Here is a 25057-nt window from a genome sequence, read left to right on the forward strand (position 1 = left end):
TGCCGCACCGATGTGGTTCACGCCGCCGCCTCCTTCACCAGCACCGGCTGCTCCGCCGGTGGCGTGGGTGGCACCGCGGCCTCCCGGCGGCGCTTGACCAGGCCCCACAGTGAGGCCAGGCCACCGGGCAGGAACGCCACCACCAGCACGAACATCGCGCCCTGCAGGTAGGTCCAGGTGCCCGGGAAACGCTCGGACAGGGCCGTCTTCGCCCAGGCGACGGCGACCGCGCCGAGCACCGGGCCGAGCAGTGCCGCCCGGCCGCCGACGGCGACGCCGATCACGAACTCGATCGACGGCACGATGCCGATCAGGGCGGGGGAGATGATGCCGACCGCGGGCACGAACAGCGCCCCGGCCAGGCCCGCCATACCGGCGGCGACGACGTACGCGACGAGTTTGACGTTGGCGGGGTTGTAGCCGAGGAAACGCACCCGCTCCTCGGAGTCGCGCACCGCGACGAGCAGCTCGCCGTAGCGGGAGTGCATCAGCTGCCGGGTCAGCGCGAGCAGGGCCAGCAGCACCCCGGCGATGATGAAGTAGACCATGCGCTGGTTGACCGGGTCGTCGAGGTCGTAGCCGAAGAAGCCCTCGATGTCGGTGAGGCCGTTGGTGCCGCCGGTGGTGCCCTGCTGGCCGATCAGCAGGATCACCATGGCGGCGGCCAGGGCCTGGCTGAGGATCGCGAAGTACGCGCCGCGCACCCGCCGCCGGAACACCAGCGAGCCGAGCCCGAAGGCGACCAGCATCGGCAGCAGCACCGTGGCGGCCAGCGCGAACGCCGGGTTCGCGAACGGGGCCCACCACGCGGGGAGCTCGTCGAGCTGCCCGTACAGCTCCATGAAGTCGGGCATGTTGCCCTCGCCCGCGTCGGCGAGCTTGAGGTGCATGGCCATCGCGTAGCCGCCGAGGCCGAAGAACACACCCTGGCCGAGGGTGAGCAGTCCACCCCGGCCCCAGGCCAGGCCGATGCCGACGGCGACGATCGCGAAGCACAGGTACTTGGCCAGCAGGCTGAGCCGGAAGTCGGTCAGCAGTGCTGGGGCGGCCGCGAACAGCACCACCGCACCGAGCCCGAAGCCCAGCCACGCCCGCACCCGCGGGCTGAGGGCGGTCATGCCTTCTCCTCGCTACGCTCGTCGGCGCCATGAGACTGGAGCCACATGATTCGCTCGCTGCGCTCGCTCATGCCAGGCTCCTGGTACGCAGCGTGAACAGGCCCTGCGGCCGCCACTGCAGGAACGCGACGATGGCGATGAACACGATCACCTTGGCGACGCTGAGCGTGGTCAGATACTCGACCATCGCCTGCAGCATGCCGAGCACGAAGGCCACGATCACGCTCCCCTTGAGCTGCCCGATGCCGCCGACCACGACGACGAGGAAGGCGTCGATGATGATGTTGGTGCCCATGGTCGGGCCGATGGGGCCGAGCAGGGTCAGCGCGACTCCGGCGACCCCGGCCAGGCCGGAGCCGATGAAGAAGGTGAGCCGGTCGACGCGGCCGGTGGGGATGCCGGAGACGGCGGCCAGGTCGCGGTTCTGCACCACGGCCCGGATGCGCCGGCCCAGCGGGGTGAACTTCAGCGCGGCGGTCAGCACGGCGACGGCGAGCACGACCAGGCCGAGGATGAACAGGCGGCTGTTGGCGATGCTCAGGTCCGCGCCCAGCGACGTGCTCTCGGTGAGGATGTCGGGCGCCGCGGTCTGCACGTTCGGCGCGCCGAAGACGTCGCGGGCCAGTTGTTGGAGCATCAGCGAGACGCCCCAGGTGACCAGCAGGGTGTCCAGCGGCCGGGTGTAGAGGCGGCGGATCAGCGCCCACTCCAGCAGCACACCCATCGCACCCGCGACGGCGAAGGCGATGGGCAGGGCGACGAGCAGCGACAGGCCCGCGTCGGTGATGGTCTGCTGCAGCACGTACGTGGTGTAGGCGCCGGCCATGATGAACTCGCCGTGCGCCATGTTGATGACGTTCATCTGGCCGAAGGTCAGGGCCAGTCCGAGCGCGATGAGCAGCAGCACCGCGCCGATGCTGACGCCGGTGAACAGCTGCCCGAGGATCACTGTCATGTGTTGCCGCCTAGAGCTGGGACGGGGCGGTGGGGGGGGGCCGCCGGGCCGGCCCCCCCCCCCCCGGGGGGGGGGGGGGGGGGGGGGGGGGGGGGGCGGCCCCCCCCCCCCCCCGACGGTGGGTCAGGACAGGCCGGTCGCCCAGGTGTAGCCCTTGAGGTATGGGTCCGGCTTGACCGGTCCGCCGGAGTTCCACACCTCGGTGATCAGGCCGTCGTCGCCGATCTTGCCGATGCGCGCGGTCTTGTGGATGTGCTGCGTCGCGCCGTCGATGGTCACCAGGCCCTCGGGCGCTTCGAAGGTGACGCCGTCGGCCGCGCCCTTGACCTTCTCGACGTCGAACGAGCCGGCCTTCTCGACCATGGCCTTCCACAGGTAGACCGACACGTACGCGGCCTCCATCGGGTCGCTGGTCGGCTTGTCCGCGCCGAACTTCGCCTTGTACGCCTTGACGAACTTGTCGTTGGCCGCGCCGCTGGTGGTCTGGTAGTAGTTCCACGCGGTGAGCTGCCCGGCGAGGTACTGCGTGCCGATGCTCTTGACCTCTTCCTCGGCGATCGACACCGACACGACCGGCATCGACGCGGCGGTCAGGCCCGCGGACTTGTACTCCTTGAAGAAGGCCACGTTGCTGTCGCCGTTGAGGGTGTTGAACACGGCCTCGGCCTTGGACGCCTTGACCTTGTTGACGATCGTGCCGAACTCGGTGCTGCCCAGCGGGGCGTAGTCCTCACCGAGCACCTTGAGGCCGTTGGCCTCGGCGTACGCCTTGATGATCTTATTGGCGGTGCGCGGGAAGACGTAGTCGCTGCCGACCAGGTAGACCGACTTCTTGCCCTGTGCCTTGAGGTAGTCCAGGCCGGGCACGATCTGCTGGTTGGTCGTCGCGCCGGTGTAGAAGATGTACGGCGACTGCTCCAGGCCCTCGTACTGCACCGGGTAGAACAGCAGGGCCTTGTTCTCCTCGAAGACCGGCTTGACGGCCTTGCGGCTGGCCGAGGTCCAGCAGCCGAACACGGCCGCCACCCGGTCCACCTTGATCAGTTTCTCGGCCTTCTCGGCGAACGTGGGCCAGTCCGACGCGCCGTCCTCACCGACCGGCGCGATCTTCTTGCCGAGCACGCCACCCGCGGCGTTGATCTCCTCGACGGCCAGCATGATGGCGTCGCGTACGGTCACCTCGCTGATCGCCATGGTGCCCGACAGCGAGTTGAGCAGGCCCACCTTGACGGTGTCGCCCGAGGTGTCGGCGGTGACGCCGCCGGCGGAGTCGTTCTCGCCGGTCTTGCTGCCGCAGGCGCTGACGGCCAGCGCGGCGGCCAGGGCGACGGCGCCGGCCGCGAGCCGGCGTCGGGGGAATCTGAGCATGGTGGGGTATCTCCCTGTTTCGGCGGAGCACAGGTCAAGGGGGAGAAGCACCTGGGCGCAAAGACGTCGGCGTCCTCGGCGTGGCGCGTGCCGGCCCGTGGCGGTGCGGAGATCGGTCCTATGCGGATGCCGGCAGCGCGCAGCGGAGGCTTCGTCCGGTTGTGCCGGCCCGTGGGCGTCCGCCTGAATGCCAGGCACGCACAGCGTCGGTGAACGGGGTTTCAGTTCTGTTTCATCGCCGTTGATACGCTGTGTCTGTCCGTGTGAGATCCGGCCACTGACCTGCGGAAACAACGAAAGCCGACGCCACTGGTCCGCATCGGAGTGCGGCCTTGGTGTCGGCTTCGCGAGCTATTCGGACTGAGGTGGTCGCAGCACCGCGTCAGCGGAGATGCTTCACGCAAGAAGTATCTTGGGCACCCGATGTCCTGTCAAGACAGACGGCCGCTCGCCAAACCCGGCTGACCCTATGTAGAGTCCCTACTATGAATGCCGAACTGCGTATGACGGTGCCGGTGGCCCGCGTGCTCGCGGCCCTCGTCGCCGATCCCGCCGGTGACCACTACGGAATGGCGCTGATGCAGGCGTCCGAACTGCCCAGCGGCACCCTGTATCCGATCCTGGCCCGGCTGACCGAGGCCGGCTGGCTGGACAAGCGCTGGGAGGAGGTCGACCCGTCCGAGGCCGGCCGCCCCGCCCGCGCGTACTACCGGCTCACCCCGGCGGCGCTGCCCGTCGCCCGCCAGCGCCTCGCGGAACTGCACGAGCAGACCCGCCCGGCGGCGACGCACACCGTGACCAAGGAGGCCACCGCATGATCAAGCGCGTCTGCCACAGATTCCTCACCGCCGCGGCCCGGCGCTGGCCCGCCGACCTGCGCGAGGAGATGCTCGCCGAATGGCGGGCCGAACTGCACGCCATGCCCGGCGCCGCCCGACGGCTGCGGTACGCGGCGAGCCTGGCCACGTCGCGGCCCCACCGTGCGGAGGCGGTGGCGGTCCGGCCGGGTCGGAGCTTCGCGCACACGGTGCTGTCGTTCGTGCTGGTGATGGGGATGACCGTGCTGTGCTTCCGGCTCACCCTGGACTGGTACACCGAGTTCAACGAGGACACCATCGCCTGGCAGGCCTGGGCGGCGGTCGGCGGGCTGGCGGTCGCGGTCCCGCTCGGCATCATCTGCGCACGTGTCACCGCGGGGGTGACGCAGCTGATCCGGCCGCCGTTCACACCGCTCTGGATCTGCGGCATCCTCTACACCGTGTTACTGGCCTGGCCGCTGGTGGAGGGGTACGGGCTGATCCGGGCGGACGTGATCGACCAGTCCAGCTGGCTGCTGAGCGCGGTCGTGCTGTGCGCGCTGGCCGGCCGGGTCGCCCGGTCCGGCCGGGTGGCGTTCTCCTGGGCGGTCGTCGGGCTCGCCGTGCTGGTCTCGTTCTACTTCGCGAACATGCACAACACCCTCACCCACCTCGACCCTCAGGGCATGGACATGTTCTTCGGCGGCGCGTTCCTGCCCGGCTACCTCTTCGCCGTCGTCACCAACGTGTACCTCCACCTCACCGTCTTCCTGCTCGTCTACGCGCACAGCCTGGTGCTGCGGCACCAGGCGGGGCAGGCGCAGGTGGCGCTGCCGCCCGTGCCCGCCTGACCCGGTGCCGCCCGGCCGCGCCGATCGCCGTTCCACCGGATGATCGGCGCGGCCGGGCGGTCAGCCGTCCAGGGCGCGGCCGCCGCCGAGCCCGTCTCTCCGGGCACGGAGTTGGCGTAAGGCGGTGCCCCTGTGTCAGGGTCGCTGCGTGACCACCCTGGCGACCCCCGACGGCTGGCGACGTCCCGGCCCGACCGCCGAGCAGCGGCGCGCCGACCTGTTCATCGGGCTGGCCGTGACCGCGCTGGCGCTGTTCAACCTGACGCTGACCACCAGCGCGGGCGTGTTCCAGCTCGGTCCTCCGCCGAGCGTGCCGGAGCAGGTGTTCTGGGCGGTCGCAGTGACACTGCCGCTGGCGGTGCGGCGCCGGATGCCGATCATCGTGACCGCCGTCGTCTCCGCGGCGTTCATCGTCGCGCAGGTGCGGGCCGCCCCGGAGATGCAGCTGGCGACCGCGGCGCTGTTCTGCTCGCTGTACACCGCCGGGGCCTGGGCCGCCGACCACCGGCGTTCGCGGCAGGTGCGGGCGGCCATCATCGCGGCGATGCTGGGCTGGCTGGTGGTGTCGACCTGGCTGTCGGTGGACTCGGTGCCGGCGGACGCGTTCGAGGACGCGGCGGGGCCGGTCCCGCCGCTGCTCGCCACGATCGTCAACGCGCTGCTGGTCAACGTGCTGATGTTCGGCTTCGCGTTCTTCGCCGGCGAGACGGCGTGGGTGGCCGCGCGGCGGCAGCACCAGCTGGAGGAGCAGGCCGAGGAGCTGCGCCGGGCCCGGGACGAGGCGGGGGAGCGGGCGGTGATGGTCGAGCGCCTGCGCATCGCCCGGGAGCTGCACGACGTCGTCGCCCACCACGTGTCGGTGATGGGGGTGCAGGCCGCGGCCAGCCGCCGGGTGATGGACAAGGATCCGGCACGAGCGCGGACCGCGCTCGCGGCGATCGAGCAGAGCGCCCGCACCGCCGTCGACGAGCTGCGGCGCATGCTCAGCCTGCTGCGCCAGGGCACGGGCACCGAGGAGGGCCCCGCCACGGTCGGCGTCGAGCGGGCGGAGGGCCTGCTCGACGGGGCCCGGGACGCGGGCCTGACCGCCCGGTTCGGGGTGTTCGGCACGCCGGTGCCGCTGCCCGACTCGCTGTCGCAGGCCGCGTACCGGATCGTGCAGGAGTCGGTGACGAACACGCTCAAGCACGCCGGGGCGAGCACCATCGACGTGCGGATCCGCTACCTGGCGCAGGAGCTGGAGGTGGAGTCGACCGACGACGGCCGGGGCGGGCGCATGGCGGCCGGCGGCCTCGGGCTGATCGGCATGCGGGAGCGGGTCGCCGCGCACGACGGCACCCTGGAGGTCGGCCCGCGCCCGCAGGGCGGCTTCCGGGTGCGGGCCAGGTTCCCGCTCGCGGCGCAGCCGTCGTGTCCGGTCGAGGCCACGGAGGCGGCGGTATGAGCGGCCAGGGGCCGGGCATGATCCGGATCCTGGTGGCCGACGATCACCGGCTGGTGCGCACCGGGTTCCGGGTCATCCTGGAGACGGAGGACGACCTGGTGGTGGTCGGCGAGGCCGCCGACGGCGAGCAGGCCGTCGCGCTGGCCGCCTCGACCGCGCCCGACGTGGTGCTGATGGACGTCGAGATGCCCGGCGTCGACGGGCTGGAGGCGACCCGCCGGATCACGGCTGCGGGCGACGGGCCTGCCGTGCTGATCCTGACCACGTTCGACCGCGACGACTACCTGTTCGCCGCGTTGCAGGCCGGGGCCAGCGGCTTCCTGCTGAAGAACGGCTCGCCGGAGGCGCTGATCGAGGCGGTGCGGGTGCTGGCCCGCGGCGACGCGCTGCTCGCCCCGGAGATCACCCGGCGGGTCATCGCGAAGTTCGCCCGGCCCGTCGCCGCGCCGCCCGCGGGTTCGGCGCACGAGCTGAAGGAGCTGACCCCGCGCGAGTACGAGGTGCTGGTGCTGCTCGCCGGCGGCGCGACTAACGCGGAGATCGCCACGCGGCTGTTCCTTGGCGAGGCGACCGTGAAGACGCACGTCAGCCGGGTGCTGGCGAAGCTGCGCCTGCGCGACCGCACCCAGGCGGTGGTGTTCGCGTACGAGCACGGCGTGGTCACCCCCGGCGGCTGACCCGGATCCTCCTCGCGGCGGAGGGAAGATCGATCCCCGGGCGGACGGCAGCCCGCCACGGCGCACCTAGCCTCTGCGGGTATGACGAAAGTGCTACGCCTCGACGCGGTGAGCCGCAGGTTCGGCGACCGGCAGGTGCTCGACGGGGTGTCCTTCGACGTCACCGCCGGGCGCATGACCGGGTTCGTCGGCGCGAACGGCGCGGGCAAGACCACCTCGATGCGCATCATCATGGGCGTGCTCGCCCCCGACGCGGGCGAGGTGACCTGGGACGGCTCCCGGCTGACCCGCCAGGTCCGCCGCCGGATCGGTTACATGCCCGAGGAGCGGGGCCTCTACCCGAAGATGACCGTCCGTGACCAGCTGGTCTACCTGGGCCGCCTGCACGGTCTCGGGGCCGACGCCGTGCGCCGCAACGCCGAGGATCTGATCGAGTGGCTGCGGTTGGGCGAGCGCGCCGGCGACCCGCTGGAGAAGCTGTCGCTGGGCAACCAGCAGCGTGCCCAGATCGCCGCGGCGCTGATCCACGACCCGGACATCCTCGTGCTCGACGAGCCGTTCTCCGGCCTCGACCCGCTCGCCGTCGACACCGTCGTGGAGGTGCTGCGCGACCGGACGAAGCGGGGCGTGCCGGTGCTGTTCTCCAGCCACCAGCTCGACGTGGTCGAGCGGCTGTGCGACGACCTGGTCATCATCGCCGGCGGGCGGATCCGCGCCTCCGGTCCGCGTGGACAGCTGCGCAGCGAGCACACCCTGCCCCGGTACACGCTGACCGTCGACGGCGACGCGGGCTGGCTGCGCGACCAGCCCGGCGTACGGCTGCTCGACCTCGACGGCGCGCACGCGGTCTTCGAACTCGACCCGTCCGCCGACGACCAGCGGGTGCTCCAGGCGGCACTCGCCCGCGGCCCGGTCCGCGCGTTCGGCCCCGTCACCCCGTCCCTCGCAGAGATCTTCCGGGAGGTCGCCCAGTGAACACCTTCGAAGCCGTGCGCATCGTGGCCGCCCGCGAGATCCGGGTGAAGCTGCGCGACAAGGCGTTCCTGTTCAGCACGGCGTTCTTCCTGCTGTTCGCACTGGGTGCGACGGTGGTGCCGGCGATGTTCGCCGACGATCCCTCCACGATCGCGGTCAGCGGAACCGCCCCGGCCGCCCTGGGCGCCGCCGGGCTCGACGTGCGCGCCGTCGCCGACGACGCGGCCGCGCGAGCCCTGGTCCGCGACGGTGGGGCCGACGGCGGGCTGCTCGCCGACGGCACCGTGATCGCGATGACCGACGCACCGAACGACCTGGTCAACGCCCTGAGCACCCGGCCGACCGTCGAGCTGCTCGACCCGAGCGCCGTCGACGACACGCTGGCACTGCTGGTGCCGATGGTCTTCGCCATGATCTTCTTCTTCGTGTCGCTGACGTTCGGCCTGCAGATCGCGCAGAGCGTCACCGAGGAGAAGCAGACCCGGGTCGTGGAGATCCTGGTCGCCTCGGTGCCGGTCCGGGTGCTGCTGGCGGGCAAGGTGCTGGGCGGCGGCGTGCTCGCGATGGGCCAGATCGCGCTGATCGCCGTGGTCGCGCTGGCCGGGATGCGCTTCTCCGAGGGCGGCGGCGCGCTGCTGACCCTGCTCGGACCCGCGATCGGCTGGTTCCTGCCGTTCTTCCTGGTCGGCTTCGTGATGCTGGCGGCGCTGTGGGCCGCGGTCGGCGCGCTGGCCAACCGGCAGGAGGACCTCAGCGGCGCGTCGATGCCGCTGCAGATCCTGGTCCTGCTGCCGTTCTTCGGGGTGGTGATGTTCAACGGCGACCCGGTCGCGATGAAGGTGCTGTCGTACATCCCGTTCTCGGCCCCGGCGGCGATGCCGGTGCGGCTGTTCCAGGGCGACGCGGCGGCCTGGGAGCCGGTGCTGTCGCTGGTCGTGCTCGCCGTCGGCGCGCTGGTGGTGCTGTCCGTCGGCGCCCGCATCTACGAGGGCTCGCTGCTGCGCAGCAACGGCCGCACCTCGCTGGCGACCGCCTGGCGCGACCGCGAGGCCCGCCGCCTCGCCGACCTCGAAGCCGAATCAGCCTGACCCACCACCCGCCCCACCCAGGTGATCATGAGCTTGTGGCACGGTTCGACGGTGTGTCGACGGCACAACCTCATGATCACCTGGGTCGTGGGCGGCGCGCTGTGGTGGACCAGGCGGCGCAGTATCTGCGGGGATAGCGCACCCGGAAAGCCGTCTGGCGACGGGAATGTGCGGTTTTGACGCGTTCGCTCGTTACTTGATCGTGCGGGAACGTGAGGGCGTGTCGATCAGGCTCGTGATCAGGAGCGAGGGCAGGACGTACGTGCGCGTGACCTGGCTGCGCAACCGGCACGCGGCGCTGTCGACGTCCCGGGCGGGCCGCTCGTACCTCGCCGCGGTACGCGAGCTGCAGGTCGCCGCGGGACGGCTGCGGGCGGCGGGGGCGTATCCGGGCGGGGCCGACCAGGTCGCGGCGTACCGTCAGGTCCGCGCGGCCTGGCTCGCCGTCATCCTGTCCCGGCACCGCCTGCAGCGCTGACGCCCACGAGACCAGGACCCCGCCGTGACCGTGCATCCACTGGCCGACCCGCTCGCCGACCTCGACGCGCAGCGGGCGCAGTTCGACTGGGACGCCCACGACGTGATGCGCCTGGACGGGCGCTACCGGACCCGGCACCTGCCGCTGCTGCACGAAACGCCCCGCCTTCCGATGCGACCTGGTGAGCTGCGGGAGGCGGAGTACTGGCCGCCGATCCGGTCGGTGGTCCTGCCCGTCGACGACGCCGCTCTGCGCGCCGACGCCGTGTTCGGCGCGTTCCTCGACGACCTGCGGGCCGCGCTCGGGTCCCGGGTGTGGTGGCCGGGGCTCGCCCTGCGTGCCGACCGGGTGCACACCACCCTGGCCCCGGAACTGGATCCCGCCGCGACCCTGCCCGACACGCCGCTGCCGGCGGTCCGCCTGATCGTGCGCGGCCCCTGGGTCGGCCGCCACAACACCGGCCGCGTCTACCTGCCCGTCGAGGCCGCCGACAGCGCCTCGGTCCGGCGGCTGGACGAGGTCCGCGCGCTCGTGGGAGCCGAGCGCCGCCCGATGCTCGCCGGTTACCTGCAACTGACCGGGGACCTGCACGGCGAGCCGTACGCGGCGCTGCGCCGACTGGTCCGCCACTACCAGACCCGGGTGCGGGTTCCGCTCAGCCCGGCTGAGTTGTGGCTGATGGACACGATGGACGACCTGGTGCTGCGCTCCCGGGTCGTGCAGCGTGTCCCCTTCGCCGTTTGATCGCGCCGACCGCTCAGCCCAGCTCGTCCAGCAGGTGCGGGGTGCGCAGGTTCGGCGCGGCCACCGCACGGCGCTCGACGTAGGTCACCAGCACGGTCGGAAACAGCAGCATGGCGACCGGCAACTCCAGCGCGGCCGACGCCGCCACCGCCGCGAACGCGAACCCGGCCCGTTCGCCGATCGTGCCGGCGAACCCCGACATCGTGGCCGCACCGTCGATCACCTGGTTGTAGCGGTACGCGAGGAACAGCACGACCCCGGGCACCGCCAGGCGCACGACGGTGGGCCAGAACGCGTTGTTCACGGTGTCGAAGGCCCTCACCAGCGGCCTGCGGTGTTCGAACAGGACCGCCGGCCCGACCATTCCCGTGATCATCATCAGGTAGCCGAGCACGATCACCGCGGGCACCAGCCCGGCCACCGAGAAGGCGGAGGCGAAGCACAGCAGGACCAGGAAGACGACGACGAAGGTCAGCACGTAGGCGACCAGGCTCCAGGCGAACATCACCGGCACCCGGCGCAGACCGAACCACAGGGCGCGCGAGAGCTGTGCGGGCAGCCCCGCCGCCTGGCGCACCGCCGACCAGGTCGCCGCCGCGTACCCGAGCAGCCGGAGCGGCAGCGCCATGAGCATCATGAGGCCGACCACGATCAGGATGCGCACGACGAGCTTCTCGGCCAGGGCGTCGTCCACGGCCGCCGCCCGCGCGACGTCGCTGTTCCAGAGCGCCAGCAGGCCCACCACCGCGAGGGCGTACAGCACGAAACTCGGCAGCGCGTGCGTGATCGTGAAGATGGCGAGCTGCTGCTGCCAGCCGCGCCGCAGCACACCGACGACCTTGCGCGACCAGCCGGCCAGGCCGTCGCCGGGCAGATTGACCAGCACCTCGGGCCCGCTGGCCCGCTCGGCCGGGAACGCGTCGTCGGGAGGCAGGAAACCGCTGCTCGGAACGGTTCCGGGGAACTGCTGGGGGTCGTTGGTGGACAACACGTACTCCAAGATCGCGGGGTGGTGGCGGCCAGTGTGACACGTGTCCGTTGCGGCCGTTGTCCGCTCGGTCGGACCGGCGGGCGCGTGCCTTCGGCATGGCACACGCCAAGTGCGGCTCGTCGCGGCGGCCGCGCGATAAGGTCACCCCAGCAAGATCCGGTTGGGGGGCCGATGGACGTGCTGGACGTGGAGTCCGCTGAGCAGGCGACGCAGCCCGGCGGTGGCCGCGCGCGGCACCGGCGGCCGCGCGCACGGCGTCGCCTGCTGCGCATCGGCCTGGCCTCGCTCCTGATCGTCCTGCTGGTGTTCTGGTACGCGATGTCGCGTGAGCACACACCGCACGACCCGCGCGCGTACCCCGGCAGCCAGTCCCAGGACCTGCCCGGCACGCTGCACCGCTACCACCTCGGCCTGCCGGACTGCGCCGCGCGCAGCGTGCGCTACCACCGGTACGCCGAATGGGAGGCGGACTCGTTCTACCTGCACTTCACCGGCGACCGGCACTGCATGAACCAGTTCCTGGTGCTCAACGGCATGTTCCTGACGGGCAAGCGCACGGAGTCGGCCGGCCTGCCGTTCGACGCGAAGACGACCGCGGGTTTCGGCTGGCCGCAGGACCCCGAACGGCGTTACCGCTCGCTGCGGCACCGGCCGCTGTCCGGCGAGGCGCTCGTCGACGTGGCGGTTGCGCTGTACGAGTCCGGCGACGCCGCCGAGGTGTACCTGCACGCCGGGATCGTCTGACCCCGGCGTGCAGGCACGGGCCGGCTACGGCTGCAGCCACCACGGGCTGGAGTAGGCCACGCCCCAGTCGTTGCAGGGATGCCCGGCCGGGCCGGGGCTCGGGTTGGCCAGGGCCGGGTCCGAGACGCGCAGGACCACCCAGTTGCCGTCGGCGACGTTCATCGGCACGGTGAAGGTGTACACGCCGCCCGCCTCGACGTCGATCACGTCGGCGACCGCCGGAGCGGTCGTGCCAGGCCGCAGCACCTGGATGCGCAGCGGCTTGCCGGCCCAGTCCGGGCCGCGGTCCAGGTCGACGGAGAACGCCACGTCGCCGCTCGCGATCGGCAGCACGCCGCCCATCCGCACGCCGTTCGCGGTGGCGTCCAGGCGCAGGCCGGACACGCGGGTGGCGAAGAAGCGGCGGGCCCGCATGGCCTCGAACACCCCGGCCCGGGTGTTCGCCGCGACCCACAGGCCGGTGCGGCCCTTGCCCTCGGGGTGGCCCCAGTTCGTGCCGTGCTCGTCGGACACGCCGGTGAGGCCGGTGCGCCACCCGGCGTTGAGGCAGGCGGTCAGCGGCGAGCTGCCGTGGTCGGCCCAGCCGTCGAACAGGTAGTCGTCACCGCGGTTGAACATCTCCAGCGCGACCATGTTGTCGACGGCCGCCGACGACAGGCTGAAGTTGTTGAAGCGCTGCACCTCGCGGCCCGGGTGGTTGAAACTGGCCACCCCGTCCACGCCGTTGACCCAGTGGTAGAGCTTGCTCATGCTGCCCGTGGCGAGCAGGTCGGTGAAGTTGGCGGTGCCCCACACGTTGACGTGGCCCAGGGTCGGGTGCGACCACTCGAAGCCGCGGATCGCGGTGTAGCTGCCCGGGTCGTCGGCGGCTCCGGCGAGCGCGCCGGTGCGGTCCCACTCGGACTTGGACAGGCCGCTGATGCTGAACAGCGTCGCGTGGTCGGTCAGCGCCGCCACGTCCAGGCCGGCGTCACGCATGGACTGGAAAGCAAGGTCGGGGTTGCCGTCACCGTCGGACATCAGGGTGTGGTTGTGCAGGTCCGCGTGGACCAGCAGGGTGCCCTGGGTCAGCTGCGAGGCGCGGGCGGCACCGGACTTCGGGGTGATCCGGGCGGGTGACCCGGCGGCGACCGGGGTCGTGCTCGCGTACGTTGAGCCGGGCGCGGCGGCCAGCATCAGCAGCCCGCCGGCCCCCGCGAGCACGGCACGCCGGCCCAGCTCGGAGTGGGTGTGGTCGGCGCCGTGGTGGTGGTCGGCGTCGTCGTGACCGTGGTGGTGAGTCATGGCGACAGTGGAATTGATCATCAGCAACATGTGGGTACCCGGGAGTTTCGGAAGAACGAAATCTATCTGTGTAATCGGTTGCCGTCCGCTGGGGACACTCTGGATGGGAGCGTGCCCATTGATCTACGCTCATCGCTGCGCCCTGCCCGGGGTGCGCCTGTCCGCCGAACCGAGGTAACCCGTATGACCGAAGAACTGGCCGCCCCCGACGGCCCCACCGACCCCGCCCCGTCGCCCGAAGGCGACCGCACGCAGGCCGCCGCCTGGCGCAACGGCCTGACCGCGGTCACCGCGCTGCTCGCTGCCGCGCTCATCGTCCGCGGCCCCGATGACCTGGCGGCGCTGCACTGGACCGTGCGGTTGCTCGCCGGTGCGCTGCTGCTGGCCGGCTTCGCCCTGCTGGTGCGCGCGATCCTGCTGGCCGCCACCGCCACCGCCACCGCCACCGCCACTGCCGCCGCGCCTGCGGCCGAGTCTGCGTCGCGCGACGTGGCGAGCGCCCGGTGGTTCGCCGTCACCGGCCTCGGCCTGGTCGGCGTCGCCGTGCTCGGCGGGTGGCTTGCGCCTACCGCACCCGCGCCCGGCAAGCTCATCCAGCTCACCTATGACCACGGGATCATCTGCGGGCTGGTCTCTCTGGAGCCCGAGGGTTATGTCACCGTGCTGCCCGATCCGGGTCAGCAGGCGAACCGGATCACCGCGAAGGCGCGCACGCTGGTGCCGATCTCCTCGATTCACGGGATGACCGAGGTCGGGGTATGCGAGCCGCCCGCGACCCTGCCCACGCCCGCTCCCTGACGGCGGCCTCCGCGCACCTGCGCCGCCCGTGACCGGCATGGTCCGGCACGGGCGGCAGCGGATCGGCGAAACGTTTCGGAATTTGTTGACTCCCGGGTACGGGCACGTTAAGAAGTGACGGCCGTAAATGTGATCGCTCACAATCCGGCCGTCCGGCCCGCCGCCGGGAGCCGCACCGCAGCTGCTGCGATCGCCCCCGACCGTCCCTGGAGGAGCACATGCAGCATCGAGCACGGCCCATCCTGCTCGCCGTCGTCCTCACCGCCGGGCTGGCCGCCGTTCCGGCCACGCCCGCCGTGGCCGCGCCGACCGCCTGGCTGACCGTCGACGCCGGCCACACCACGGCAGCCGTCAACAGCACCCAGTTCGGGCACATCGTCGAGGACATCAACCACTCCGTCGAGGGCGGACTCAACGCCAACGTGGTCCGCAACGCCACCATGAAGGAGAACGGCATCTCCTCCTGGTCGCTGCTCACCGCGGGCGGCGGCAGCGGCTCGGTCGCCCTGGACACCGCGGGCGGTCTGAACGCGGCGAACCCGAACTCGCTGCGGCTGAGCATCGGCGCGAACGGCGCGGGCCAGCGCGTCGGGGCCGCCAACGCCGGGTTCTACGGCGTCGGCGTGCGCCCGTCGACGACGTACCAGGTCTCCTTCTTCGCCCGTGCCGATCAGGCCTTCGGGCCGGTCACGGTCAGCCTGGAGAGCACCACCGGCACCGTGTACGCGAGCGCGTCGGTCGGCGCCGTCGGCACCGGCTGGGCGCGGTACACGGCCACGCTGACCACCTCGGCGTCCGCGCCGGTGTCGACCGCCAACCGGTTCGTCGTGTCTGCCAACGGCACCGGCGCGGGGCGCACCCTGTGGCTGAGTGTCGTGCAGTGCAACGCGCCGACCTTCGCGCCCACCGGCAACATCCGCGCCGACCTGCAGCAGAAGCTCGCCGACACCAAGCCGGGCTTCATCCGGGTGCCCGGCGGTAACTACCTCGAAGGCAACGTGATCGCCAACCGGTTCGCGTGGAAGAACACCATCGGCGCGGTCGAGCAGCGCGCGGGCCACCAGAACGACGCCTGGGGTTACTGGTCCACCGACCACTTCGGCCTGCTCAACTACCTGCTCATGGCCGAGCAGGCCGGGGCCGAGCCGCTGCTGGGCGTGTTCGCCGGGTACACCCTCAACGGCAGCGTCACCCCGCAGAACCAGCTCGCGCCCTACATCCAGGAGGCGCTGGACGAGATCGAGTACATCACCGGCACCACCTGGGGCGCCCGGCGCGCCGCCGACGGGCACCCGGCCCCGTTCCCGCTGCGCTACGTCGAGATCGGCAACGAGGACTGGTTCGACGGCAGCGGCAGCTACAACAGCTACCGGTACCCGATGTTCTACGACGCGATCAAGGCGGCGTACCCGCAGCTGCAGATCGTCGCGTCGATGCCGGTGACCTCGCGGCCCATGGACGTCATCGACGACCACTACTACAATGGCGACCCGGCCGCGTTCGCCGGGCTGGCCACCCGCTACGACAGCGCCGACCGCAACGGCCCGAAGGTGCTCGTCGGCGAGTACGGCGTCACCAACGGCAGCTCCACCAACCCCACCGGCACTCTGTCCGGCGCGATCGCCGAGGCCGCGTTCATGACCGGCCTTGTCCGCAACGCCGACCTGGTCATGGGAGCCGCGTACGCCCCGGCGCTGACCTCGGTGGACAACTGGCAATGGTCGTCGAACCTGATCGGCTTCAACGCGGTGTCGTCGTACGGCTCGCCGTCGTACCACGTGCAGAAGATGTTCGGCACGCTGCTCGGCGACCACGTGGTGCCGGTCCAGCTGACCGGCGCGTCCCCGGACGTGCGCGCCGTGGCGACCCGCGCCGTCTCCGGCACGGTCCACGTGACCGTGGTCAACCCGACGGCGAGCGCCGTCGAGACCCAGCTGACGATCAACGGCGCGAGCAGCGTCGGCGGCACCGCGACGGTCACCACGCTGACCGGCGACCCCAACGCCCGCAACAGCATCTCCGCCCCGAACACCATCGCGCCCACCACCACGACCACCGCGGCCGGGCCGAGCTTCGTGCGCACCTTTCCCGCGCACTCGGTCGTCGTGCTCACCCTGTCGACCACCGGCTCGGCGACGCCGCTGCTGGCCGTCGGCAAGGGCGCGTCGCTGCGGGCCACCACACCCGGCTACACCGACCGGTCCGTACGCCACTCCGGCGGCGTCGCCGTCACCTCGGTCATCACCGCCGCGAGCGCCGCGGCCGACAAGAAGAACGGATCGTTCCTGGTACGGGCCGGGCTGGCCGGCAGTGGCTGCTACTCGCTGGAATCGCGGGACAACCCGGGCAGCTTCCTGCGGCACTACAACTACCAGGTGCGGCTGGCCGCCAACGACGGCAGCGCCCAGTTCGCCGCCGACGCGACGTTCTGTGCCGCCGACGGCAACAGCGGGCAGGGCGTCTCGCTGCGGTCGTACAACTTCCCGACCCGCTACCTGCGGCATCACGCCAACCAGGTGTGGATCGCGAGCAACGGCGGCAGCCTGCCCAGCGACTCGGCGGTCGACTGGGCCCAGGACACCACCTGGCGGCTCACCTCGGCCTGGTGGCGCAGCGACGCGCGCATGACCGCCGGGTCGTACCAGTCGCTGCAGGCGACCACACCCGGCTTCACCGACTGGTACGTGCGCCACCAGGGCTACCTCGGCTACACCGCACAGGTCACCGGTGGGTCGAGCGCCACCGTCAAGCAGGACGCGACGTTCCGGATCGTCTCGGGGCTGGCCGACAACTCCTGCTACTCGTTCGAGTCGCGCAACTTCCCCGGCTACTACCTGCGGCACTCCGACTACCGGATCCGGCTCGACGCGTACGCCGCCACGCCGCTCTATGCGGCCGACGCGACGTTCTGCGCCCAGCCGGGCAACAGCGGCACGGGGCTGTCCTGGCAGTCGTACAACTTCGCCAACCGCTACCTGCGGCACTACAACAGCGAGGTGTGGGTGAGCAGCAACGGCGGTGCGCCGGCCGCCGACGCCCCGGCGAACTTCGCCGCCGACACCAGCTGGCTGACAGCCGCACCCTGGGCACCGTGACCCGATGACGGGGTGGGCGTCGCGCGGGTCGCGGCGCCTGCCCCGTGCGGCCCACCTCAGGATCTTGGTGTCGGTGAGGTCACGCCTGGGTAACACTGTCGGCACCACCCCCTGTGGCACCCGCCGAACGCGGTGATAATCACCATCCGCGCCATCGGGAGACCCCCGCCACGAGCCAGGAGCCGCACACGATGCCAGCACAGCCGACGCCGACGCCCGCACCGGCCGGACGCGGGATCATCGTTCCGGACCTGGCGTCCCACGCCCGCATCCTCGGCCTCGGCGGCTACCGGCCGCGCCGCGTCCTCACCAACGAGGAGATCTGCACCTGGATCGACTCGACCGACGAGTGGATCCGGACCCGGTCCGGGATCATCGAACGCCGCTGGGCCGAACCCGACGAGACGCTCGCGTTCATGTCCGTCGAGGCTTCAGCCGCCGCGCTCGCCGACGCCGGAGTCGACGCGGCCGACATCGGCTGCGTGATCCTGGCTACGGTGTCGCACCTCGAACAGACCCCGGCGCTCGCCCCGCAGGTCGCCCACCAACTCGGCGCGGTGAACGCGGCGGCGTTCGACATGTCGGCCGGGTGCGCGGGCTTCTGCCACGGTGTGGCACTGGCCCGCGACATGATCCACAGCGGCAGCGCCCGGTACGTCCTGGTGATCGGCGCGGAACGGCTCACTGACCTGATCGACAAGAACGACCGGGCGACCGCGTTCATCCCGGGCGATGGCGCGGGGGCCGTGGTCATCGGCCCGGCGGAACGGCCGGGCATCGGCCCGGTCGTATGGGGTGCCGACGGCAGCCAGGCGGGCGTGATCAGCCAGACCCGTGACTGGAAGTCGTTCGCCGACGACCCGAGCGGGCCGCGGCCCATCTGGCAGATGTCCGGCCAGCAGGTGTTCCGGTGGGCCTCCTACGAGATGGTGCCCGTGGCGCAGCGGGCGCTGCAGGCTGCCGGGATCACCGTCGACGACCTCGACGCCTTCATCCCGCACCAGGCCAACCTCCGCATCATCGACGCGATGGTCAGGGCGCTCAAGCTCCCGGCGGACGTGCCGGTGGCCCGCGACATCGCGCAGGCGGGCAACACCTCAGCCGCCTCGGTCCCACTGGCCATGGAACGGATGCGGCGTGACGGCCAAGCCCCCAGCGGGGGTACGGCGCTGCTCATCGGGTTCGGGGCCGGACTGTCGTACGCCGCACAGGTCGTGACCCTGCCCTAGAGCCGTGTCGCGTCATCCAATGGTGACCGGCAGGTGCGTGTGGCCCCGCAGCGTCAACTGGGCGCGGTACGCGGGCTCGCCGGCGAGCGCCAGCCCCGGGAAGCGGGCCAGCAGGCGGGGGAAGGCGATCTGCGCCTCGGTGGTGGTGAGCAGCGCGCCGGGGCAGAAGTGCAGGCCCGCGCTGAAGGTCAGGTGCGCGTTGTCGGCGCGCTCGGGCCGGAACGAGTCCGGGTCGGCGAACCGCGCCGGGTCGCGATTGGCCGCACCGAACAGCACCAGCACCGAGGAACCGGCCGGGACGGCGATGCCGTCGATCTCGGCGTCCACCGCGGTCCACCGCGTCGTCAGCTGCGCCGGAGCTTCCAGGCGCAGGAACTCCTCGACGTAGGACGGGGCGAGTTCCGGCTGCTCTCGCAGCCGCTGTGCCGCGTCCGGATGGCGCAGCAGCACCTCCAGTCCGTTGCCGAGCAGGTGGGTCGTGGTCTCGAACCCGGCGTTGAACACCAGCACCAGCGCCGACAGCAGCTCCTCGTGAGTCAGCGGGTCGTCGTCCGCGCCGGCGGCGGACAGCAGGGTCACCAGGTCGTCGCGGGGGTCCTGCCGCCGCTGCCGGACCAGTTCGGTGAAGTACGCGCTGAGCCCGGTCGCGGCCTTGTCCGCCACCGCGAACTTGTCGGGACCGCCCGCGTCGAGCACCGCGCCGATCGCCGAGACGTGGGGCTGGAACCAGGGGCGGTCCTCGGCGGGCACGCCGAGCAGCTCGCCGATGACGTTGGAGGGCAGCGGGAAGGCGAACTCCTTGATGAAGTCGACCTCGCCGCCGTGTTCGGCGAGGCGGTCGAGCAGGTGGTCGACCTGCTGCTCGACGGTTTCGGTCAGGGCGGCGACCCGGCGGGCGGTGAACTCGCGCGTGATCAGGCGGCGCAGGCGCGCGTGCTGCTCGCCGTTGATGAACATCATCGAGTTCATCAGCACGGTCAGCGACGGGTGCTCGTGCCAGGTGGGCAGCTGCGAGCCGAGCTGCTCGGCGTCCAGGACGCGGAAGGCCGGATCGCGCAGCACCCGGCTGACCGCGTCGTAGCCGTGCACGACGGCCGCGTAGTGGCCGGTCAGCGGCGCGACCGGGCCTGCGGCGTGCAGTGCGGCGTAGTGCGGATACGGGTTGCGGCGGCCCTCTTCGGTGTGCAAGGCCTGGAGCGTGGCAGCAGCGGACACCCGGCCCATGCTATCGATGGACATCAATTGATTGGGCCAGTGTCGGATGTGCGACTCACGTTGAGTAGCCGAACTGCTGCACGATGTCGCCGTACCGCGCGGTGATCGCCTTCAGGTGCACCTCGTTCAGGTGGTTGCGCCAGTCGCCGGCCACCCCGCGCCGGTAGTGGCTGTGCACGTCCTCCTCGCCCGGCCGCCGTCCCCGGGACAGCCGCTCGAAGGAGAACCGGGCCAGGGCTCCCGCGACGTGCGCGGGTGGCAGGCGGCGCAGCGGCACCGGTGGCAGGAGGCGGCGCGCTCGGGCCAGTGCGCGCGGCGTCTCGCGGCGGTCGGCCAGGTTTGGTGAGCACCTTCAGGCCCAGTGCGTGGGCCGCGTCGTGCAGGATGCTGCGTGCCCACGTCGAGGCGGTCTTGTGACGTCCGAAGAAAGCGCGCAGCATTGAGTGCCCCCGGTATCGACGCAAGGTTACAGTCACATGTATCTATCTGTACCCATGTCGTCGTGTCAAGGCGGCAGGCGATGCCCGGTCACCCGTGAAGCGGGCAGCCTGCCCGCCTTGGCCTGCCCGGTCATCGCGTCACCGTCGACGACGACCTCGAACACGAGGTTCAGCCGCATCGGCCGGGTGATCGACTGCGCCCAGCAGAGCTGTGCGCCGTGCTGCTCCAGGTCGGTGAGCTCGACCTGCTCGCCGTGGCGGACGTCGCGCATCGTCCCGGTCAGCCCGCCGTTGTAGCGGGACAGGGTGAGCACGGTGTGCTGGCGGCCGAGCGGAGTCTGGATGGACAGCTCCCAGGTGCCTTCGATCGGTGACTGCGGCATGGTCACAGCGCCGCCTTCGCGAGGGCGGGCCGACGCCAAACGGTGCCGCGCCGCTCGTGGGCGAACAACCGCTCCACCGCGAGCGCCGTCTCCGGTCCGAACTCCCGGTCGAGCAGGTACAGGCCCAGATCCAGGCCGGAGGTGACTCCGGCGGCGGTGACCAGGTCGCCGTCATCGACGACCCGGGCGTCGACGGGCACCGCGCCGGTCGCGCCGAGCAGATCAAGGCCGAGGTGGTGGGTGGTGGCGGGGCGGTTCTCCAGCAGGCCCGCCATCGCGAGGATCATCGACCCGCCGCACACGGTGGCGACCGTGACGCCGTCGCGGTCGAGCGCCTGTGCGAGCAGGGCCGGCAGGTCGGTGTCGAGCGTACGGCCGAGGATCACCGGGATGCTGTCGTCGGCGGGTTCGCCGTCGCCGGGCAGCTGCCCGGCCGCTCCCGGGACGACGACCAGGTCTGCTCGTTCCGGGTCGAGCCGGGCCGTGGCCTGAAGCGTGAGCAGGCCCAGGCCGCTGGGCACGGTGCGCGGGCCTTCGGCGCTGACGAGTTCGACATCCACGCTGTGGTCGGTGACCGCTGCGGCGGCCGCCAGGACTTCGTAAGGCGCGACGACGTCGAGCGGGTCGAAGCCGTCGAACAAGACGAACTGGGCGAGCATCGAAGATGCGGAGGTTTTCGAGGTCACTCCTCGACGCTAGTCAGCGCTCATGATCGGCAGAAGTGGCTGGACTGCCATCATTCAACGAGTTCTCGCCAACTGTTTCCTGATACGAAACTGCAGGTCACCGCGATGGCGAGAAAGCTGCGTCCGCTATGGTTCCGGCCATGCACATCGTGGCGGTGCTCGCCCTCGACCAGGTCATCCCGTTCGACCTGGCCACGCCCATTGAGGTGTTCTCCCGGACGCGCCTGCCCGACGGCCGGGTTCCCTACCGGGTGCGGGTCTGCGGCCTGACGCCCACCGTCGACGCGGGCGCGTTCGTCCTGCAGCCGCCGTGGGGGCTCGACGCCCTCGCCACCGCGGACACGATCATCCTGCCGGGCAGCGCGGACCTCGACCGCGTACCCGATGAGGTGCTGGACGCCCTGCGGGCCGCGGCCGCCCGAGGAGCCCGGATCGCCTCGATCTGTTCGGGTGCGTTCATCCTCGCCGCGACCGGGCTGCTCGACGGCCTGCGCGCCACCACCCACTGGGTCGCCGCCGGGCTGCTGGCCCGGCGCCACCCGCAGATCGACGTCGATCCCGACGTGCTCTACGTCGACAACGGGCAGCTGCTCACCTCGGCGGGTGCGGCCGCGGGGCTGGACCTGTGCCTGCACCTGATCCGCCGCGACCACGGCTCCGCGGTGGCCGCGGACGCGGCCCGGCTGTCGGTCATGCCGCTGGAACGCGAGGGCGGCCAGGCGCAGTTCGTCGTCCACGACCAGCCGCCCACACCGCGCGGCTCCCGGTTTGAGCCGGTCCTCACCTGGATGGAGGACAACTGCGCCGACGACCTCAGCCTCGACGACATCGCCGCCCGAGCCGGGATGAGCGCCCGGTCGCTCAACCGCCGCTTCCGCGAGCAGACCGGGACGACGCCGTTGCAGTGGCTGCTGCGTGCCCGCATTCGCCGCGCGCAGCACCTGCTCGAAGCCACCACTGCGCCCGTCGACCGGATCGCGGCCCAGGTCGGCTTCGGATCGTCCACCGCGTTCCGCGACAGGTTCAAACGGATCGTCGGCACCAGCCCGCAGCAGTACCGCAGAACCTTCCGGCACGGTCAGACACCGGTCTGACCGTGCCGGGTCAGGCGTCCTGCTCCAGCGCGAACCTGCCGGGATTGAGCAGGCCCTGCGGATCGTTGACGGCCGCGGCGGCGCGGATGCCGGGCAGGGCAGGGCCCTCCAGCAGCCAGGTGTGCGGGTCGACGACGTGCACACCCAGTTCGCGCAGCCGCTGGACGCCGGCGTACAGCGCCGCCGCGTCGTGGAACGGGGCCAGCAGCAGGCCGCCGAAGCCGCGTCCGCGCGTCGGGTCGTTCGGGTCGAGGAACGGCCGCATGCCGTCCAGGTGCAGCATCGCGCCGGGCAGTGCCGCGCGGACCTTGTCCGGGTCGGTGACCAGCGGTGCGCCGCCGACCTGCAGGTGGCACAGCTCGGGTCGGGCCTTCTTGGCCCGCAGGGTGACGTGGTTGAACGACAGCGTCGACACGTAACCCACCGCGTCGGCATCGACCTTGTCGACCCGCCCGCCGTGTGCGGCGACGAGCGCCGCGACAGCGTCCACGAGCGAGGCGTCCACCACGGACCGCAGGCTGTGCCGCCCCTCGGGCAATGCCGGGTCGGTGGGGTACGTGGCGGTCAGCGCCGGCTCGTCCAGCGACACCATCCGTGGTGCCGGGTCGAGGCGCAGCAGGCCGAGCCCGGCCTGGGTGGCGGCCGCGCCGTCGGGGAACGAGGCGAGCACCGCGGTCCAGTCCCGAGCCGGGGCGAGCTTGACGGTGGCGGTGGCGATGATCCCGGTGACACCGTACGCGTGCAGGTAGGGCAGGCACTGCGCGCCGTACACCCGGCGGGGTTGGTCCTGCGGCGGGCAGTCGACCACCTCCAGGGCCTGCACGAAACCGTCCCAGAGCCAGCCGTGCTCGATCGAGCCGAGCCCGCCCGCGCCGCCGCCGAGGAAACCGCCGATGGTGCTGCCGACGGTGGTCGGCATCATCGCGATCTCCTGACCGGTGCGCCGCGCCGCGGCCTCCAGCGCGACGAACGTCGCCCCGGCCTGGGCCTGGATCCAGCCGTTGCCGGTTTCGAGGACGCGGTCGGCGTCGCTGAGGTCCACGACCAGCCCGCCCGCGAGCGGCACGGCCTGGCCGTAGTTGCCGGTGCCCCGGCCGCGGGGCACGACCGGGATGCCGTGGGCGTGCGCGAGCCGCACCGCGGTCTGGAGCTGCTCGGTGGAGTGCGGGCGCACCACGACATCGGCGAGGCGGTCGGGCAGCACGGCCGACAGCAGCGGCGACAGGTAGGCCCCGTCGCGGGAGGCGGCCTGGCGCGCCGACTCCAGGGTGGAGACGCGGTCGGCCGGCATGGCCGCGGCGAGCGCGTCGAGGAAGGCGGCGAGAGCCGCCGGGCTGGGGGCCCGGCGGCTCGCCCGCTGCGCGACGTGCGCCAGCGGTGGTGGTTCGATGGTGCTCACGAGGTCAGCTCAGCCCGATCGCCGGGTCGATGAACTCGTTGGTCACCAGGTCCTGGGCGGTCAGGCCCGCCTTGACCTCCTTGCGCTGGCCCGCGTAGATCGGGCCGACGATGCCGATGACCTGCTTGACCCGGTCGACGTCGAAGTCGCCCAGGGTGGCGTTGCCGCCGTTGCCGACGATCTTCAGCTTGAGCTGCTGCTCGACGCTGAACGCCGCCTGCTCCTTGCTGTACGGGAAACCCTTGTACGCGTCGTTCAGCTTGATGATCAGGTCGTTGGTGGCGGCGAAGTCCTTCACGTACTCCACCTGCGAGCGCTGGATGATCGGGACCAGGCGCTTGAGGCACGCGGCGTGCTCGGCCTTCTTGTCCGCGCGCACCACGACGGCCTCAGGGTAGATCGGGTAGCCGGTGTCGTGGATGAGCTGGAACTTGACCGGCTTCTTCCACTGCGGAAGGGCCTTCTCGTAGATGAACGGCTCGTTGGTGGCGAAGCCCTGCTGGGCGATCTTGCCCTTCTCCGCGAGGAAGCGGGTCGGGCTGCCGTCGTACGCGCCGTCGACCTGCCCACGGCGCAGGGTGCCCGAGCCGGTCAGGTAGTCCATGTAGGTCGCGCCGTTGAAGAACAGCACCTTGGTGTCGGTCTTGCCGATGTCGACGATCGAGTTGAAGCCCGGGTTCGCCGCGGGGTCCCACATGATCATGTAGGGGGCGATGTCGAACGGGGCGACGACCGCGACGACGGGCTGCTTGGCCGACAGGCCGATGGCGTCGTCGGTGGCCACCTGGCCCAGCATGATCGACGGGTCGGCGTACATCTGTGCGCCGGCGTTCTGGAAACCGATCGCCGGGCCGCCCGCGCGGATCTCGATGTTCACGCCGGTGCTCTGCCCACCCGCCATCAGCGGGCCGGTGACCTTCTTCGCCGCGGCGTCGATGGTCGGCGTGGGGCCGAGCAGATGGTAGAGCGCGCCGTGCTCGGCCTCGGGCGTCCACGCCGCCTGGACCACCACGGTCGCGGGGCACACCGCGGCGAGGTCGGTGGAGCCGCTGCCCGCGCTGGGCGCGGGCGGCGTGGCGGGGTCGGCCGACTGGCAGCCCCCGGCGAGCAGCATCGCGACCAGCGCGGTCGCCGCACCGGCCCGGTGCAGCGGCCTTCGCGAGGCGGGAAGGGCGTTCATATATCTCCTTTGTGGGGGGTGAGG

General features: G+C 71.6%; 24 protein-coding genes. 13 read left to right on the plus strand and 11 right to left on the minus strand.

Features of this window, described 5'->3' with window-relative positions; all coding sequences use genetic code 11:
• Positions 1-17: 17 nt before the first annotated feature.
• The 3 genes from urtC to urtA form a co-directional block, all read right to left on the minus strand.
• Complete coding sequence (gene urtC / locus AB0B66_RS12780; protein ID WP_360527481.1) at positions 18-1118, minus strand: urea ABC transporter permease subunit UrtC; 1101 nt, start codon at positions 1116-1118, stop codon at positions 18-20.
• A 67-nt stretch (positions 1119-1185) separates the two neighbouring features.
• Positions 1186-2073, minus strand: coding sequence for an urea ABC transporter permease subunit UrtB (gene urtB, locus AB0B66_RS12785; protein WP_360527484.1), 888 nt, complete (start codon positions 2071-2073; stop codon positions 1186-1188).
• A 123-nt stretch (positions 2074-2196) separates the two neighbouring features.
• Positions 2197-3441 carry an urea ABC transporter substrate-binding protein gene (urtA, locus tag AB0B66_RS12790; protein ID WP_360527487.1) on the minus strand — a complete coding sequence of 415 codons (1245 nt, stop codon included), beginning with the start codon at positions 3439-3441 and terminating at the stop codon, positions 2197-2199.
• A 485-nt stretch (positions 3442-3926) separates the two neighbouring features.
• Here urtA and AB0B66_RS12795 point away from each other — a divergent pair, with 485 nt between their 5' ends.
• From AB0B66_RS12795 to AB0B66_RS12830, 8 genes are all read left to right on the plus strand, one after another.
• Positions 3927-4259: a helix-turn-helix transcriptional regulator gene (locus AB0B66_RS12795; RefSeq protein WP_360527490.1), complete on the plus strand. Its 333-nt coding sequence runs from the start codon at positions 3927-3929 to the stop codon at positions 4257-4259.
• Positions 4256-5089: a hypothetical protein gene (locus tag AB0B66_RS12800; RefSeq protein WP_360527493.1), complete on the plus strand. Its 834-nt coding sequence runs from the start codon at positions 4256-4258 to the stop codon at positions 5087-5089. The genes AB0B66_RS12795 and AB0B66_RS12800 overlap by 4 nt, the downstream gene beginning before the upstream one ends.
• A gap of 157 nt (positions 5090-5246) precedes the next feature.
• Positions 5247-6533, plus strand: a complete 1287-nt coding sequence (locus AB0B66_RS12805; RefSeq protein ID WP_360528234.1) for a sensor histidine kinase — start codon at positions 5247-5249, stop codon at positions 6531-6533.
• Positions 6530-7210 (plus strand): response regulator transcription factor, encoded by a 681-nt coding sequence (locus AB0B66_RS12810; RefSeq protein WP_360527496.1) that lies wholly within the window; start codon positions 6530-6532, stop codon positions 7208-7210. Before AB0B66_RS12805 ends, AB0B66_RS12810 begins: the two co-directional genes overlap by 4 nt.
• Before the next feature lie 81 nt (positions 7211-7291).
• Positions 7292-8185, plus strand: a complete 894-nt coding sequence (locus AB0B66_RS12815; RefSeq protein WP_360527499.1) for an ATP-binding cassette domain-containing protein — start codon at positions 7292-7294, stop codon at positions 8183-8185.
• Positions 8182-9273, plus strand: coding sequence for an ABC transporter permease (locus tag AB0B66_RS12820; RefSeq protein ID WP_360527502.1), 1092 nt, complete (start codon positions 8182-8184; stop codon positions 9271-9273). The genes AB0B66_RS12815 and AB0B66_RS12820 overlap by 4 nt, the downstream gene beginning before the upstream one ends.
• A gap of 220 nt (positions 9274-9493) precedes the next feature.
• Positions 9494-9751 carry a hypothetical protein gene (locus AB0B66_RS12825; protein ID WP_360527505.1) on the plus strand — a complete coding sequence of 86 codons (258 nt, stop codon included), beginning with the start codon at positions 9494-9496 and terminating at the stop codon, positions 9749-9751.
• Positions 9752-9775: 24 nt separating this feature from the next.
• The gene (locus AB0B66_RS12830) at positions 9776-10495 is read left to right on the plus strand and encodes a hypothetical protein (RefSeq protein WP_360527508.1); all 720 of its coding nucleotides are present in this window, start codon (positions 9776-9778) and stop codon (positions 10493-10495) included.
• A 13-nt stretch (positions 10496-10508) separates the two neighbouring features.
• Here AB0B66_RS12830 and AB0B66_RS12835 read toward each other — a convergent pair whose 3' ends face one another.
• Positions 10509-11495 (minus strand): hypothetical protein, encoded by a 987-nt coding sequence (locus AB0B66_RS12835; protein WP_360527511.1) that lies wholly within the window; start codon positions 11493-11495, stop codon positions 10509-10511.
• A gap of 162 nt (positions 11496-11657) precedes the next feature.
• Here AB0B66_RS12835 and AB0B66_RS12840 point away from each other — a divergent pair, with 162 nt between their 5' ends.
• Positions 11658-12230: a hypothetical protein gene (locus AB0B66_RS12840; RefSeq protein ID WP_360527514.1), complete on the plus strand. Its 573-nt coding sequence runs from the start codon at positions 11658-11660 to the stop codon at positions 12228-12230.
• A 24-nt stretch (positions 12231-12254) separates the two neighbouring features.
• On the opposite strand, the gene AB0B66_RS12845 is transcribed toward AB0B66_RS12840, so the two are convergent.
• Positions 12255-13514 (minus strand): CehA/McbA family metallohydrolase, encoded by a 1260-nt coding sequence (locus AB0B66_RS12845; protein WP_360527517.1) that lies wholly within the window; start codon positions 13512-13514, stop codon positions 12255-12257.
• Positions 13515-13697: 183 nt separating this feature from the next.
• Here AB0B66_RS12845 and AB0B66_RS12850 point away from each other — a divergent pair, with 183 nt between their 5' ends.
• The 3 genes from AB0B66_RS12850 (at position 13698) to AB0B66_RS12860 (ending at position 18636) form a co-directional block, all read left to right on the plus strand.
• Complete coding sequence (locus AB0B66_RS12850; protein ID WP_360527520.1) at positions 13698-14312, plus strand: hypothetical protein; 615 nt, start codon at positions 13698-13700, stop codon at positions 14310-14312.
• 218 nt (positions 14313-14530) lie between these two features.
• Positions 14531-17407, plus strand: coding sequence for an AbfB domain-containing protein (locus AB0B66_RS12855; RefSeq protein WP_360527523.1), 2877 nt, complete (start codon positions 14531-14533; stop codon positions 17405-17407).
• Positions 17408-17598: 191 nt separating this feature from the next.
• Positions 17599-18636 (plus strand): beta-ketoacyl-ACP synthase III, encoded by a 1038-nt coding sequence (locus tag AB0B66_RS12860; protein WP_360527526.1) that lies wholly within the window; start codon positions 17599-17601, stop codon positions 18634-18636.
• A gap of 12 nt (positions 18637-18648) precedes the next feature.
• Here the strand turns inward: AB0B66_RS12860 and AB0B66_RS12865 are convergent, their stop codons facing one another.
• The 4 genes from AB0B66_RS12865 to AB0B66_RS12880 all read right to left on the minus strand — a co-directional run bounded on the left by AB0B66_RS12865 (position 18649) and on the right by AB0B66_RS12880 (position 21333).
• Positions 18649-19851 (minus strand): cytochrome P450, encoded by a 1203-nt coding sequence (locus AB0B66_RS12865; protein WP_360527529.1) that lies wholly within the window; start codon positions 19849-19851, stop codon positions 18649-18651.
• Between the two features lie 55 nt (positions 19852-19906).
• Positions 19907-20128: a hypothetical protein gene (locus tag AB0B66_RS12870; RefSeq protein ID WP_360527532.1), complete on the minus strand. Its 222-nt coding sequence runs from the start codon at positions 20126-20128 to the stop codon at positions 19907-19909.
• 228 nt (positions 20129-20356) lie between these two features.
• Complete coding sequence (locus tag AB0B66_RS12875; RefSeq protein WP_360528237.1) at positions 20357-20674, minus strand: hypothetical protein; 318 nt, start codon at positions 20672-20674, stop codon at positions 20357-20359.
• A 2-nt stretch (positions 20675-20676) separates the two neighbouring features.
• Positions 20677-21333: a DJ-1/PfpI family protein gene (locus AB0B66_RS12880; RefSeq protein WP_360528240.1), complete on the minus strand. Its 657-nt coding sequence runs from the start codon at positions 21331-21333 to the stop codon at positions 20677-20679.
• A gap of 167 nt (positions 21334-21500) precedes the next feature.
• Between AB0B66_RS12880 and AB0B66_RS12885 the strand changes: the two genes are divergently transcribed.
• A complete protein-coding gene (locus tag AB0B66_RS12885; RefSeq protein WP_360527535.1) occupies positions 21501-22454 on the plus strand; it encodes a helix-turn-helix domain-containing protein in 954 nt (317 codons plus the stop codon).
• A 10-nt stretch (positions 22455-22464) separates the two neighbouring features.
• Here AB0B66_RS12885 and AB0B66_RS12890 read toward each other — a convergent pair whose 3' ends face one another.
• On the minus strand, positions 22465-23853 hold the full coding sequence (locus AB0B66_RS12890; protein ID WP_360527538.1) for an FAD-binding oxidoreductase: 1389 nt from the start codon (positions 23851-23853) through the stop codon (positions 22465-22467).
• 4 nt (positions 23854-23857) lie between these two features.
• Positions 23858-25033, minus strand: coding sequence for a hypothetical protein (locus AB0B66_RS12895; RefSeq protein WP_360527541.1), 1176 nt, complete (start codon positions 25031-25033; stop codon positions 23858-23860).
• Between the last annotated feature and the right edge of the window lie 24 nt (positions 25034-25057).

It is taken from the genome of Catellatospora sp. NPDC049111, from assembly GCF_040648615.1.
Lineage (GTDB): Bacteria > Actinomycetota > Actinomycetes > Mycobacteriales > Micromonosporaceae > Catellatospora > Catellatospora aurea.